This is a genomic window from Saccharomonospora sp. (genome assembly GCF_027317685.1).
Lineage (GTDB): Bacteria > Actinomycetota > Actinomycetes > Mycobacteriales > Pseudonocardiaceae > Saccharomonospora.
Map to the genome: position 1 here is coordinate 1 of NZ_DAHVQP010000025.1, position 12,854 is coordinate 12,854.

The following is a 12,854-nucleotide window of genomic DNA, read 5'->3' on the forward strand; positions in this document are numbered from 1 at the left end:
CCGTCGGCGATGTCGTCGAGGTCGAGAAGCTCGACGGCGAGCCGGGCACCGAGCACACCCTTCCCGCCGTGATGGTGGTCGACGACGGCAAGGTCACGACGGACGCTGACGCGCTGGCGAAGGTCTCGGTCACGGGCAAGGTCGTCGAGCAGGCCAAGGGCCCGAAGATCCGTATCCACAAGTTCAAGAACAAGACCGGCTACCACAAGCGCCAGGGTCACCGGCAGCGGCTGACCCGCCTCGAGGTCACCGGCATCAACAAGTAAGGAACCTGACCAGCCATGGCAACCAAGAAGGGCGCGTCCAACTCTCGCAACGGCCGTGACTCCAACCCGAAGTACCTCGGCGTTAAGCGGTTCGGCGGTCAGACCGTGAAGGCGGGCGAGATCCTCGTCCGTCAGCGTGGCACCAAGTTCCACCCCGGCATGAACGTCGGCCGCGGCGGTGACGACACCCTGTTCGCTCTCGCCGCAGGCTCGGTCCAGTTCGGCACGAAGCGTGGCCGCAAGACGGTCAACATCGTGCCGGTCGAGGCCTGACCGGCCCGGCCAGCACACGCTACTCAAAACGAGGGACGGGCCCGGAACACATCCGGCCCCGTCCCTCGTTTTGCTATGACAAGTAGTTCCTGTGGCCCTGAGGAAGGCGACGTAATGGCATCCCGGTTCGTGGATCGCGCGGTGATTCATCTCGCCGCGGGTAACGGAGGGAACGGCTGCGCCTCGGTGCATCGCGAGAAGTTCAAACCACTCGGCGGTCCCGACGGAGGGAACGGCGGCCACGGGGGCGATGTCGTGCTCGTCGTCGACCCGGGTGTGCACACGCTGTTGGACTTCCATTTCCGTCCCCACGCACGAGGGGGCAACGGAAAACAGGGGCAGGGTAGTCATCGCAACGGTGCGGCCGGGGAGACGTTGGAACTGCGCGTCCCCGACGGCACCGTGGTGCTCACCGAGGACGGCGAGGTGTTGGCGGACCTGGTGGGCGAGGGCACCCGTTTCGTAGCGGCCAAGGGCGGTCGCGGCGGGCTCGGCAACGCCGCGTTGGCGTCCCGGTCGCGCAAGGCACCGGGGTTCGCGCTGCTGGGCGAGCCGGGCGAGGAACGCACCCTCGTGCTGGAGTTGCGTTCCGTCGCCGACGTGGGGCTGCTCGGTTTCCCCTCGGCCGGTAAGTCGTCGCTGATCTCGGTGCTGTCGGCGGCCAAGCCGAAGATCGCCGACTATCCGTTCACGACGTTGGTGCCCAACCTCGGTGTGGTGAGTGCGGGGGACACCGTGTTCACCATGGCCGATGTGCCCGGTCTGATCCCGGGAGCGAGTGAGGGCCGGGGGCTCGGCCTGGACTTTTTGCGCCACATCGAACGCTGTGCCGTGCTGGTGCATGTGGTGGACTGCGCGACGTATGAACCGGGACGAGACCCGGTGTCGGATGTCGACGCGTTGGAGGACGAGCTCGCGCGGTACACACCCGTGCTCGGTGGGGACCTCGCCTCGCGGCCCAGGGTCGTGGTTCTCAACAAGATCGACGTACCCGAGGCCGCCGAGCTGGCCGAGATGGTGAGGCCCGACCTCGAGGCACGTGGTCTGCGGGTGTTCGAGGTGTCCACCGCGACGCACGCCGGGTTGAGGGAGCTGACCTACGCACTCGGCCAGATCGTGGAGGAACACCGTGCCGCGCAACCACCGCCCACACCGGCGAAGGTCGTGGTGACGCCCAAGGCCGTGGACGACGGTGGCTTCACCGTGGAGCCGGACCCCGACGAACCCGGTGGGTTCGTCGTACGCGGCGCCAAACCCGAGCGGTGGGTGCGGCAGACGAACTTCGCCAACGACGAGGCCGTGGGGTATCTCGCCGACCGGCTCTACCGGCTGGGCGTGGAGAAGGAACTCGCGCGAAAGGGAGCCGAACCCGGTTGTCCGGTCACCATCGACGGTGTGACCTTCGACTGGGAGCCCTCCACACCGGGTGTGGTGAGCGCATTGGCCGGTCGGGGCAGCGACCCCCGGTTGGAGGACCGGAGCAGGATGACCGCGGCCGAACGTAAGAAGGCGCGTCGCCTGCGTCGCGAGGGTGTTCCCGACACGGAGGCGCCGGACAGTGAGGGCGACGAGACAGAGGACGCCGATGAGTGAGGCACGGCGTGCCATCGCCGGAGCGAAGCGCCTGGTGGTGAAGGTCGGATCGTCGGCGTTGACCACGGCGGGTAGCGGGCTCGACATCGACAGGCTCGACGCGCTCGTGGACGCCATCGCCGAACGGATAGCGCGAGGCACGCAGATCGTGTTGGTGTCCTCGGGTGCCATCGGCGCGGGGCTGGCGCCGTTGTCGATCAGTGCTCGGCCGAAGGACTTGGCGACACAGCAGGCCGCCGCGAGCGTCGGCCAGTTGGCGTTGGCGCATGCGTACGCGGGCTCGTTCGACCGGTACTCGCTCACGGTGGGGCAGGTGTTGCTCACCTCCGACGACGTCGTGCGCCGCGCGCACTACCGCAACGCCCAGCGCACGTTCTCGCGGCTGTTGGCGTTGGGCGCGGTGCCGGTGGTGAACGAGAACGACACCGTGGCCACCGAGGAGATCCGGTTCGGTGACAACGACCGACTGGCGTCGCTCGTCGCGCATCTGGTCGGCGCCGACGGGCTCGTGTTGTTGTCCGATGTGGATGCCCTCTACGACGGTGACCCTCGCTCCGGTGGGACACACAAGATCACCGAGGTGAGGTCGGAATCCGATTTGGAGGGCCTCTCCGTCGGGCGTTCCAGTTCGGGACTCGGTACGGGCGGCATGATGTCGAAGGTCGCCGCTGCGCGCACGGCCGCGGCGGCCGGGATCCCGGCGTTGATCGCCGCCGCGACCGACGCCCGGGACGCGTTGGGGGAGGCCGCGGTCGGCACGGCGTTCACGCAGTCCTCGAACCGTATGTCGGCGCGGCGATTCTGGCTCGGGTACGCGGCGGGTTCGCGTGGGCGACTGTATCTGGACGACGGCGCGGTGGCCGCGGTCGTACGGCACCGGCGTTCGCTGCTCGCGGCGGGCATCACGGGTGTGGACGGTGACTTCCAGGCCGGCGATGTGGTCGATCTCGTGAACCACGCGCAAACCGTGGTGGCCCGGGGCGTGGTGGCGTTCGACGTCACCGAACTTCCGGACCTGATCGGTCATTCGTCCCCCGAGCTGCCCGCGGAGCAGCGTCGCGCGGTCGTTCACGCGGACGACCTGGTCCCGCTCTGCGCTCGTGCTTCCTGACCGTTCCGGCTGCGCGTTCGGCGACTCGACCGTCCGGGAATCGGTGAGTCGTGACACAGTCGAGGTGGGCGAGAAGCCTCGGCTGTGTCGCGGTCGCCACTGCACGGAACGGCGGTACACCGGAGACGGTACGTAGCGTTTAAGGTGGGTTCCCATGTCCGCACGCCGTATTGGGGTCATGGGCGGCACGTTCGACCCGGTTCACCACGGCCACCTCGTCGCCGCCAGTGAGGTGCAGCATCGTTTCGGACTCGACGAAGTGGTCTTCGTGCCCACCGGTCAGCCATGGCAGAAGGCGGGTCGTGAGGTGTCCGAGGCGGAGGACCGGTATCTCATGACCGTGATCGCCACTGCTTCCAACCCGGTGTTCTCGGTGAGCCGGGTGGACATCGACCGCGGTGGTCAGACGTACACGGTGGACACGTTGCGTGATCTGCGGTTGGAGTACCCCGACGACGAACTCTTCTTCATCACCGGCGCCGATGCGTTGGAACAGATCCTCACGTGGCGCGATGCGGACGAGTTGTTCACTCTCGCGCACTTCATCGGTGTCACGAGGCCGGGGTATCGGTTGGACGATCACCATCTGCCCGAGGGCAAGGTGAGTCTCGTCGAGGTCACCGCGATGGCGATCTCGTCGACGGGCTGCCGTGAACGCGTGCGTAACGGAGAACCCGTGTGGTACCTCATGCCCGATGGTGTGGTGCGGTACATCAACAAGCGCAAGTTGTACGTCTGTGAGTCAGCCTGAACTGGGACATCCCTTGGGCGTCGTCTACGGGTAGGCTTTTTTCGGCATACGTTGGAACAATTCGTAAGGAGCACCGTGGCAGCGACGGCCGAAGCCCGAGACCTCGCGACCGCGGCCGCGCGTGCGGCCGCGGACAAGAAGGCAACCGACGTGGTGCTGATCGACGTCTCGGAGCGTCTCGTGATCACCGACATCTTCGTGATCGCGTCGGCGCCCAACGAACGTCAGGTCGGCGCCATCGTTGACAACATCGAGGAGAAGCTTCGTAGCGCGGGGCACAAGCCGGTTCGCCGGGAGGGCACCAGGGAAGGACGTTGGGTGCTCATCGACTACACCGACGTCGTGGTGCATGTTCAGCACGCCGAGGAGCGGGCGTTCTACGGCCTCGAGCGACTGTGGAAGGACTGCCCGCGCATCGAGGTCGAGGGACTGGAAACCTCGGTCGAGGGCGCGGACGACGAGCAAGGAACGGATGCGTTGTGACGCTGCGACGACTCTTACTGTGGCGGCACGGTGAGACCGACTACAACGCGGCCGGGCGGATGCAGGGCCAGCTCGACTCGTCGTTGACCGAGGTCGGGTGGAAGCAGGCGAAGTTTGCCGCACCCGCGCTGGCCCGGTTCTCGCCGGATCTCGTCATCGCCTCCGACCTGCGCCGGGCCACCGACACCGCCACCGTGTTGACGGAGGCGTTCGAGCTGCCTTTGCGGCTGGACAAACGGCTGAGGGAGACACACCTCGGCGAATGGCAGGGCCTCACGGGCGATGCCGTGGACGAGATGGCCCCGGGTGATCGGGAGCGCTGGCGTCTCGATGTCACATGGGCACCGCCCGGTGGAGAGTCACGACTGGATGTCGCGGAGAGAGCCCATGAGGTGGTCGTCGACCTGTTGCACGGCGAGGAACGGCTCGAGACCGTGCTGTTCGCCGCCCACGGCGGACTGATCCTCGCGTTGACCGCGAAACTGCTGCGGTTGCCCCACGAGCTGTGGCCCTCTCTCGGGGGTATCTCCAACTGCCATTGGGTGGACCTGACGCGGCAGGACGACTCCTGGCGGCTGCGTGCTTACAACGCGGGGATCACCGGGTGAGTGACGCCCGTTCGCCTCGGCTGTTGGTGTTCGGCGATTCGCTGAGCTTCCACGGCCCCGACGGCGGCTATCCGGCGGACGACGCCCGTTTGTGGCCGAACGTGGCGGCGGAGTCGCTCGGTGGTGTCGCCGACCTCGTGGCCGGGGCGGGTTGGACGGCGCGCGATGCGTGGTGGTCGATGACCGGTGACCCGAGGGTGTGGGCGGAACTGCACCGGGCCGACGTCGTGGTGCTGGCGGTGGGGAGCATGGACACGTTGCCGTCGCCGCTGCCCACGTACCTGCGCACGGGCTTGCGGTACTTGAGGCCCGATCCATTGCGCCGTGCGGTTCGGCGGGCGTATCTCGCCGCGCAGCCCGTGTTGTCAACCGCGTTGCGTGGTCACCCGTCGGTGTTGCCCACTCGACTGACCGTGCGATATCTCGACATGGCGGTGTCGGCGTTGCGGGTGCTGAGGCCGTCATTGCCCGTGGTGGGTTGGCTTCCCTCGGTGCACCGTGCGGCGTCGTACGGGTATGTGCAGACGGCCCGGCCCCGCACGGCCCTCGCCGTGTCGCGGTGGGCGGCCCGCGTGGATGTTCCCGTACTGGACGTTCCCGCCGTGGTGAGATCGCACGTTTTCGGCGGCCACGGCAACCCCGACGGCATGCATTGGGGCTGGGACGGACACGCCCTGGTCGGAAAGGCGATGGCCGAGTTGATCCGCCCGCTCCTCACCCACCGGGGCAAGAGCGTGGCCGGGCCGCCCGGCATGCCCGGCTTCGACCGCTCCCGCCACGTAGGCTGACCGCGTGCCGGTCGCGGTTGTCACGGATTCCACAGCTCACCTGCCCGAGGGTTTCGCCGAGAGGCACGGTATCCGGGTCGTTCCCCTGCACGTCCTCGTCGACGGTGTCGCCTCACTCGACGGTGTCGAGGTCGGCCAGGCGGCGCTCGCACAGGCTTTCGGGGAACGCAGGATCGTCACCACGTCCAGACCCACGCCGGCCGAGTTCGCGGCGGTGTTCCGGAAGGCGTTGGCGGACGGGGCCGACGCGATCGTGTCGGTGCACCTGTCGAAGAAACTGTCCGGCACTTGGGAGGCCGCCGTGCTGGCGGCCCAGGAGGTGGGCCCGGACCTCGTGCGAGTCGTGGATTCACGCAGCATCGCGATGGGGTTGGGGTTCGCCGTGTTGAGGGCCGCCGAAGCGGCACGTCGGGGAGCTTCTGCCGAGGAGGTGGAACGAGCCGCGACGGAGACGGCCGCGCGTTCCGAGACGCTGTTCGCCGTGGAAACCCTGGAACACCTGAGACGGGGCGGGCGGATCGGCCCCGCCGCGGCGTTGCTCGGCACGGCACTCGCGGTGAAGCCCGTGTTGCACATGGCCGACGGCGAGATCCGTCCGTTGGAGAAAGTGCGCACGATGCAGCGCGCGGTGAACCGGTTGGTGGATCTCGCCGTGGAGGCGGCCGGGGACGACGAGGTGGCGCTCGCCGTTCACCACCTGGCCTCACCGGAGCGCGCGTCCGACCTTGCCACGCGACTCGACGAACGGCTGCACAGATCGTCCGGGTGTGTGGTGTCCGAGCTCGGGGCCGTGGTCGGGGCCCATGCCGGTCCCGGTGTGCTCGGAGTCGTGGTACAGCGTTCCGTTCCTGTGGCGTGAGGCTCGTCGTGACGGTCGAACGGTGCCGGAGGTGTCCGAACGGTACCGGCGGCGGTGGAGTTGTCCACAGGGGCGGAGTTGTCCACAACGGTCGCGACGTCGTTTCGCGGCGGTGAGCCTCGCCGCCGTAGCGTCGAATGCGTGTTCGAGACAGCACACCCAGAGACACCGGCTACCGCCCGGAAGCGGCGACACGCCGCCCACAGCGCTCCCGGCACCACTTCGACCGAAGCCGACGATGCGCGGACCGTGGAAGACGATCCGGCGACGAGTGTTGATCCGGCCGGTGGAGACGAGGACGAGAAAGAAACACGCCCGAGGGTCCGATTGGCGCAACTCGCCGCCGCGGCAGAGACGGCCGCGGGCCGTCGGTCGTCGTCTTCCTCCCGGCGGCACTCGGCGGCGACGACCTTTGGGGGGAGCGGCGGGCTGATCGAACGGTGGCTTCCCGGAGGACGGCGTGCTACGGCGCCACGGCGACGGCTCACGATCGTCGCCGTCCTGGGCGGTGTTCTGGTGATCGCTGTCGCTGTGGCGGTGGTGATCGGGAACAGGCCCGAGCCGGAACGTGCACCACCGTTGCCGACCGTTCGTCAAGTCTCGGCTTCGCCGGAACAGGCCGGTGGTTCGGGCACCGCGCCTTCGGGCGCGGCTCCGACCACTGCCGACGAACCCACCTCGCTCGTCGTCAGTGTGGTGGGCACGGTGGCCGAACCCGGACTGATCACCGTGCGGCCCGGGGCCCGGGTCGCCGATGTCATCGAGATGGCCGGTGGAGCCGGCAGCGACGACGACCTGCTGACGGTCAACCTGGCGCGCCGCGTGTCCGACGGTGAGCAGATCTACGTCGGTGTCACCCCACCACCGGGAGCGGAACGCCCTCCGGCCGGGGCTGAACCCGCAAGTCCGTCCACATCGGATGCCAAAGTGGATCTGAACACAGCGGATCGGCAGTTGCTGGAGACTCTGCCCGGGGTGGGTGAGGCCACGGCAGCCCGCATCCTCGAGTGGCGGGAACGCCACGGAAGGTTCACGGCGGTGAACCAACTTCGGGAGATCGACGGTATCGGTGACAAACGGTTCGCGCGCCTACGCGACCGGGTGTCGGTCGGATGACGGTGGACCGAGGTGGTGATCAGAGCCGCGGAGATCGGTGCTCGAAAGGACGCGACGACGCATGACTGGCGACTGGTTCCGGCCGCGGTCACGGTGTGGGTGGGCGCGATCCTCGGGCTCCTGTGGGGGTGGTGGGCGAGCGCGGTGTGCGGGCTCATCGGCGGTTCGGTCGCGGTCGTGTTGGCGCGACGAGCATCCCGTTCTCAAGACCGCGAACACCGTCGTTGGTTGCCCGCAGCGGGTGCTCTCCTCCTGTGCGGACTGTTGACCGCATGGCCTGTGAGCGCCCGGTTGTACGACGCGGAGCACGCCGAACTCCGCGAGATCGCCCTCGTGGGCGGGGAGGTGGGGTTGTCGGCGGTGGTGACTCAACGACCACACTCGGTGCATGCCGACGGATACGCGGGGCGTCCGGGGGGAATGCGGTCGGTGCTCGTGCCGGTGGATACCGTCACGGCGGTGGTGGACGGCGAGCGAATCGACTCGCAGGGCCGGGTGCTGCTCATCGCTCCGGCAGCGACGTGGGGCGATGTACTGGTGGGCCAGCGGGTGACGGTGCGAGCAGAGCTAGCGCCTGCTCGGCCACACCAGATGACGGTGGCGGTCGGCTTCGTGCGTGGGCCACCCGAGGTGGAGGGCACCGCACCGTGGTGGCAACGCGTGTCCGAGTCGTTGCGTTCGACACTGCGCGCCGTCTGTGCCGTGTTGTCGGAGGAGCCGGCGGGATTACTGCCCGGGCTGGTGGTCGGAGACACCGGTGAACTGTCGGAACGGGTGGAGCAGGAGTTCCTCGACGCGGGTATGTCCCACTTGACCGCAGTCTCTGGGTCCAATGTGGCCATTCTATGCGGTGCGGTGCTCCTACTTGCCCGCGGACTACGGTGCGGTCCTCGACTGTCGGCGACACTGGCGGGTGCGGCGCTGCTCGGTTTCGTCGTCCTCGTGGGCTACGAGCCGAGCGTGTTGCGGGCAGGTGTGATGGGTGCTGTGGGGCTGCTCGCGCTCCTCCTGGGACGACGAGGGTCGGCGCTTCCGGCCCTCGCGGCCGCAGTGTGCGTGCTCGTACTGTACGACCCCGAAATGGCCGTCAGCATGGGCTTCACGCTGTCGGTCGTGGCGACGGCCGGACTGGTGCTGCTCGCTCCGCTGTGGTCGCGAGCATTGGAGCGGCGCGGAGTTCCCGGCGGAGTCGCCGACGCGCTGGCCGTGCCCACCGTCGCGTTCTTCGCGACGGCCCCGGTCATCGCGGGAATGGTCGGCGAAGTGAGCTTGGTATCCGTGGCCGCGAACCTCGCGGCCGCTCCCGTCGTTGCCCCGATAACCGTTCTCGGAACAGCCGCCACCGCTCTCGCTCCGTTGTGGCCCGGCGCGGCGGAGATCGTGGTGTACGTAGTGGGCCCGGCGGTCAGTTGGCTGATCCTCGTCGCGCGTCACGCCGCTTCGGTGCCCGGCGCGGTGATCCCATGGCCATCCGGATGGTGGGGTGGTGCACTCGCCATGCTCGTAGTGGCGGTGCTGTTGTGCGGCCTGCGGTTTCGTTGGATCCCCCTGGCGGTGGCGCTGGTGGCGGTCGGCACGGTGCTGTTCCTGGTTCCGACCCGGGTGCTCGCACCCGCATGGCCTCCGGACGACTGGGTGTTGGTGGCGTGTGACGTCGGGCAGGGCGACGGACTCGTCCTGGCCACAGGGGAGCCCGCCCGAGCCGTCGTCGTCGACACCGGACCGGACCCCGCCGCTCTCGACCGCTGTCTGGACCGGCTCGGGGTGGAACGGGTGCCGCTGGTGGTGCTGACTCACCTGCATGCGGACCACGTGGGAGGCTTGTCCGCGGTCTTCGAGGGACGTGCCGTCGGAGGGGTGGCCGTGGGGCCGGGACGCGCACCGCACTGGGCGTGGCGGGAAGTCGTGGACCTCACGACCGACCGCCGAGTCCCGCTGGTCCGGCTGAACGCGGGGGACCGGCTGGCATGGCACGAGCTGCGGATCGACGTACTCGCCCCTGCGACGGAGGAGAACGTCGCCGCCGAAGACGCCGAAGACGCCGAAGACACCGACGGCACCACGATCAACAACACGTCGCTCGTGCTCCGAGCCACCACACCGGCGGGACGCATCCTGCTCACCGGTGACGTGGAGCTGGCAGCCCAAGCGGAACTTCTCGCCATGGGCACGGACCTACGTGCCGACATCCTCAAGGTCCCCCATCACGGCAGCCGGTACACACTCGCGATGTTTCTGAAGGCGGTGTCACCGAGGATCGCGATCACCAGTGTCGGGGCGGACAACACCTACGGCCACCCCAGCCCCGAGACACACCGGGTGCTTCGTGGGCTGGGATCGTTGGTAGCCAGGACCGACACGGGCGGTGACACCGCCGTGGTGCTGCACGACGACGAACCCGCGGTTGTCCGAAGAGGACCCTCGATACGGCGGCGGTTCAGGCGTCCAGTGCGGCTTGCACGGCCTCCACCGACGGTGGAACCGTTGCCTTGGGGCCGACGTGATCACCGAGCGCGTCGAGCGTCTTCAAACCGTCCCCGGTGATCAGTAGGACGGTCTCGGCATCGGGATCGAGCTTGCCGGTGTCGACGAGTTTCTTCGCCGTCGCCACGGTGACTCCACCGGCCGTTTCGGTGAAGATGCCCTCCGTTCGCGCCAGCAGCCGGATTCCTTCCACCACTTCGTCGTCGGTGACGTCCTCGATCGCACCACCGGTGCGCCGCACGGTGTCGAGCACATAAGGCCCGTCGGCGGGGTTGCCGATCGCCAGCGAACGGGCGATGGTGTCGGGTCGCACCGGCTGCACCACATCGTGACCCTCGCGGAAAGCCGTGGACACGGGCGAACATCCGGTGGCCTGCGCGCCGAACACACGGTACCGGCTCGGGTCGACCAGACCGAGTTCACCCAGTTCCCGAAAACCCTTGTCCACCTTGGTCAGTTGGGAACCGGAGGCGATGGGGACGACGATCTGTTCGGGCAGCCGCCAGCCGAGTTGCTCGGCGACCTCGAAAGCGAGGGTCTTCGACCCCTCCGAGTAGTAGGGACGCACGTTGACGTTGACGAACGCCCATGTCTCGTGCTCGGCGGAGAGCTCGGTGGCCAACCGATTGACGTCGTCGTAGTTGCCGTCCACGGCGACCAACGCACCGTCGTACACGGCGGTCGTCAGTATCTTCGCCCGCTCCAACGAAGACGGGACGAGCACGACCGAACGCCACCCCGCCCTGGCCGCGGCAGCGGCGACGGCGTTGGCGAGATTTCCCGTCGAGGGGCACGCGAGCGTGTCGAAACCGAACTCGTGCGCAGCGGCCAGCGCGACAGCGACCACCCGGTCCTTGAACGAGTGCGTCGGGTTCCCGGTGTCGTCCTTCACCCACAGTCGGCGCACCCCGAGTGCCTTCGCCAGCCGATCGGCACGCACCAGTCGCGTGAAGCCGGGCTCGGTGTTGGGAATCTTCTCGACATCGGACGGGACGGGCAGCAGCTTCTTGTACCGCCAGATGTTGCGAGGCCCGGACTCGATCTCCTCCCTACGGACCCGCCCGAAGTCATAGGCGACCTCCAGAGGCGAGAAGTCGTGCGGAGAGACGAACTCGGGAGCCAGGGGTTGACGGTGGCCCTCTTCCTTCGACACCAGCTCAACGGCGGGGCCGAGATCGACGGCGCGGTCGGAGTGTGTGGCTGCCACTACGGTCATCGCGAGGTCCTTCCTCATCTGTCCCGCTGACGCGGGGCGGAATTGGCACCGATGCCGTCAGCTATCTCGCAGGATTCGAGATGACAGGCTGACGCCGGTTGCCGGGGCTTCAACGGGCCGGTCCCTCTGCCCCTCTGGATGAGCTATTCGATTGTGTGACGTGGCGGTCACCGCGACGTCGAGTGGCAGCCTACGGCAGGGATATCGGGATGCGCCACCACCGTGCGGGCGAAGTCGGCCGTGGCAGGATCGAGACGTGACCGGTCCAACCACCACACCACCGCCGTTGCATCTCGTTCTCGGCGAGGAGGAATTGCTCGTCGAACGGGCTGTTCGCGAGGCCTTCGACACCGCGCGCCTGGCAGACCCTACGACGGACGCGACCCGGGTGCGCGTGAGCGATCTCACTCCGGCGCAGTTCGCCGAGTTGGTCAGCCCGTCGCTGTTCAGCGAGGGGCGTGTCATCGTGCTCGACGCAGCGCAGGAGATCTCCCAGGAGAACGCCGACGCCGTGCTGTCCTATGTCGCCGCTCCGGCGGACGGCATCGTGCTCGTGGTCGTGCACAGTGGGGGAGGGCGCAGCAAGGCCGCGAAATCGTTGCCTTCGGCGTTGCGTAAAGCCGGTGCGGTGGTCACGGAATGCCCCAAGATCACCAAAGCCGCCGAGCGGGAGGCGTTCGTCCGCAACGAGGTACGCCGAGCGGGCGGGCGTATCGACGCGCCGGCTGTGGTGGCCCTCATCGACGCGGTGGGCACCGACCTGCGAGAGCTGGCGTCGGCAGCGGCTCAGCTGGTAGCCGATTCGGGCGGTTCGGTCGACGAAGAGGCGGTACGTCGTTACCACCGGGGCCGTGCCGACGTGACCGGTTTCCAGGTCGCGGAGAAGGCTGTGGCCGGGGATCGTGCGGCCGCGTTGGAATCACTGCGGTGGGCGCAGCAGATCGGGGTCGCCCACGTGTTGATCGCCGACGCCCTGGCCGACGCGGTGCGCACGATCGCCCGGGTGTCGGCGGCCGGCCGTGGTAACCCCAACCACATGGCGGGGGAGCTGGGCATGCCGCCGTGGAAGATCCGCAAGGCGCAGAGTCAGTCCCGTGGTTGGAGTTCCGGGGGCCTCGCCGAGGCCATGCGGGTCGTCGCCAAGGTGAACGCCGAGGTCAAGGGCGCGGCGGCGGACCCGGAGTACGCACTCGAACGTGCGGTGCTCGACATCGTCTCCGCCCGCGATCGGCGTTGAGCGCGCAGAGAAGTCGGGCAGGTCGGAAACGGTCGTAAAGACAGGTCGGGAAACAGCCGGGGAACGGCC

At 68.2% G+C, this 12,854-nt stretch carries 13 protein-coding genes and 1 riboswitch; of the genes, 12 read left to right on the plus strand and 1 reads right to left on the minus strand.

Features of this window, described 5'->3' with window-relative positions; all coding sequences use genetic code 11:
- The 11 genes from rplU to M7H19_RS02295 all read left to right on the plus strand — a co-directional run.
- Nucleotides 1–266: 50S ribosomal protein L21 (gene rplU, locus M7H19_RS02245; RefSeq protein WP_298176466.1), on the plus strand; the 266-nt coding region annotated here is incomplete at its 5' end.
- 15 nt (nt 267–281) lie between these two features.
- Nucleotides 282–539, plus strand: a complete 258-nt coding sequence (gene rpmA, locus M7H19_RS02250) for a 50S ribosomal protein L27 (protein WP_298176468.1) — start codon at nt 282–284, stop codon at nt 537–539.
- Nucleotides 540–653: 114 nt separating this feature from the next.
- Nucleotides 654–2,132 (plus strand): GTPase ObgE, encoded by a 1,479-nt coding sequence (gene obgE / locus M7H19_RS02255; RefSeq protein ID WP_298176471.1) that lies wholly within the window; start codon nt 654–656, stop codon nt 2,130–2,132.
- Entirely contained in the window at nt 2,125–3,243 is a 1,119-nt protein-coding gene (proB, locus tag M7H19_RS02260; protein WP_298176474.1) for a glutamate 5-kinase, read from the plus strand. The genes obgE and proB overlap by 8 nt, the downstream gene beginning before the upstream one ends.
- A 154-nt stretch (nt 3,244–3,397) precedes the next feature.
- Nucleotides 3,398–3,994 carry a nicotinate-nucleotide adenylyltransferase gene (gene nadD, locus M7H19_RS02265; RefSeq protein WP_298176477.1) on the plus strand — a complete coding sequence of 199 codons (597 nt, stop codon included), beginning with the start codon at nt 3,398–3,400 and terminating at the stop codon, nt 3,992–3,994.
- A gap of 75 nt (nt 3,995–4,069) precedes the next feature.
- Nucleotides 4,070–4,477: a ribosome silencing factor gene (rsfS, locus tag M7H19_RS02270; protein ID WP_298176480.1), complete on the plus strand. Its 408-nt coding sequence runs from the start codon at nt 4,070–4,072 to the stop codon at nt 4,475–4,477.
- On the plus strand, nt 4,474–5,085 hold the full coding sequence (locus M7H19_RS02275) for a histidine phosphatase family protein (protein ID WP_298176482.1): 612 nt from the start codon (nt 4,474–4,476) through the stop codon (nt 5,083–5,085). The genes rsfS and M7H19_RS02275 overlap by 4 nt, the downstream gene beginning before the upstream one ends.
- Nucleotides 5,082–5,873 carry a diglucosylglycerate octanoyltransferase gene (gene octT, locus M7H19_RS02280; protein WP_298176484.1) on the plus strand — a complete coding sequence of 264 codons (792 nt, stop codon included), beginning with the start codon at nt 5,082–5,084 and terminating at the stop codon, nt 5,871–5,873. Before M7H19_RS02275 ends, octT begins: the two co-directional genes overlap by 4 nt.
- Nucleotides 5,874–5,877: 4 nt before the next feature.
- Complete coding sequence (locus M7H19_RS02285) at nt 5,878–6,732, plus strand: DegV family protein (protein WP_298176486.1); 855 nt, start codon at nt 5,878–5,880, stop codon at nt 6,730–6,732.
- Between the two features lie 141 nt (nt 6,733–6,873).
- Entirely contained in the window at nt 6,874–7,848 is a 975-nt protein-coding gene (locus M7H19_RS02290; RefSeq protein ID WP_298176488.1) for a ComEA family DNA-binding protein, read from the plus strand.
- A gap of 12 nt (nt 7,849–7,860) precedes the next feature.
- A complete protein-coding gene (locus M7H19_RS02295) occupies nt 7,861–10,392 on the plus strand; it encodes a ComEC/Rec2 family competence protein (RefSeq protein WP_298176490.1) in 2,532 nt (843 codons plus the stop codon).
- Here M7H19_RS02295 and thrC read toward each other — a convergent pair.
- Nucleotides 10,286–11,548, minus strand: coding sequence for a threonine synthase (gene thrC / locus M7H19_RS02300; protein WP_298176493.1), 1,263 nt, complete (start codon nt 11,546–11,548; stop codon nt 10,286–10,288). The genes M7H19_RS02295 and thrC overlap by 107 nt on opposite strands.
- An 11-nt stretch (nt 11,549–11,559) precedes the next feature.
- Nucleotides 11,560–11,693: riboswitch (SAM riboswitch) on the minus strand.
- 111 nt (nt 11,694–11,804) lie between these two features.
- Between thrC and holA the strand changes: the two genes are divergently transcribed.
- The gene (holA, locus tag M7H19_RS02305; RefSeq protein ID WP_298176496.1) at nt 11,805–12,785 is read left to right on the plus strand and encodes a DNA polymerase III subunit delta; all 981 of its coding nucleotides are present in this window, start codon (nt 11,805–11,807) and stop codon (nt 12,783–12,785) included.
- Nucleotides 12,786–12,854 lie beyond the last annotated feature (69 nt).

Coding starts and splice junctions, on each gene's coding strand:
- nadD (WP_298176477.1), top strand. CDS start 3,398: ATGTCCGCACGCCGTATTGGGGTCATGGGCGGCACGTTCGACCCGGTT.
- rpmA (WP_298176468.1), top strand. CDS start 282: ATGGCAACCAAGAAGGGCGCGTCCAACTCTCGCAACGGCCGTGACTCC.
- obgE (WP_298176471.1), top strand. CDS start 654: ATGGCATCCCGGTTCGTGGATCGCGCGGTGATTCATCTCGCCGCGGGT.
- thrC (WP_298176493.1), bottom strand. CDS start 11,548: ATGACCGTAGTGGCAGCCACACACTCCGACCGCGCCGTCGATCTCGGC.
- proB (WP_298176474.1), top strand. CDS start 2,125: ATGAGTGAGGCACGGCGTGCCATCGCCGGAGCGAAGCGCCTGGTGGTG.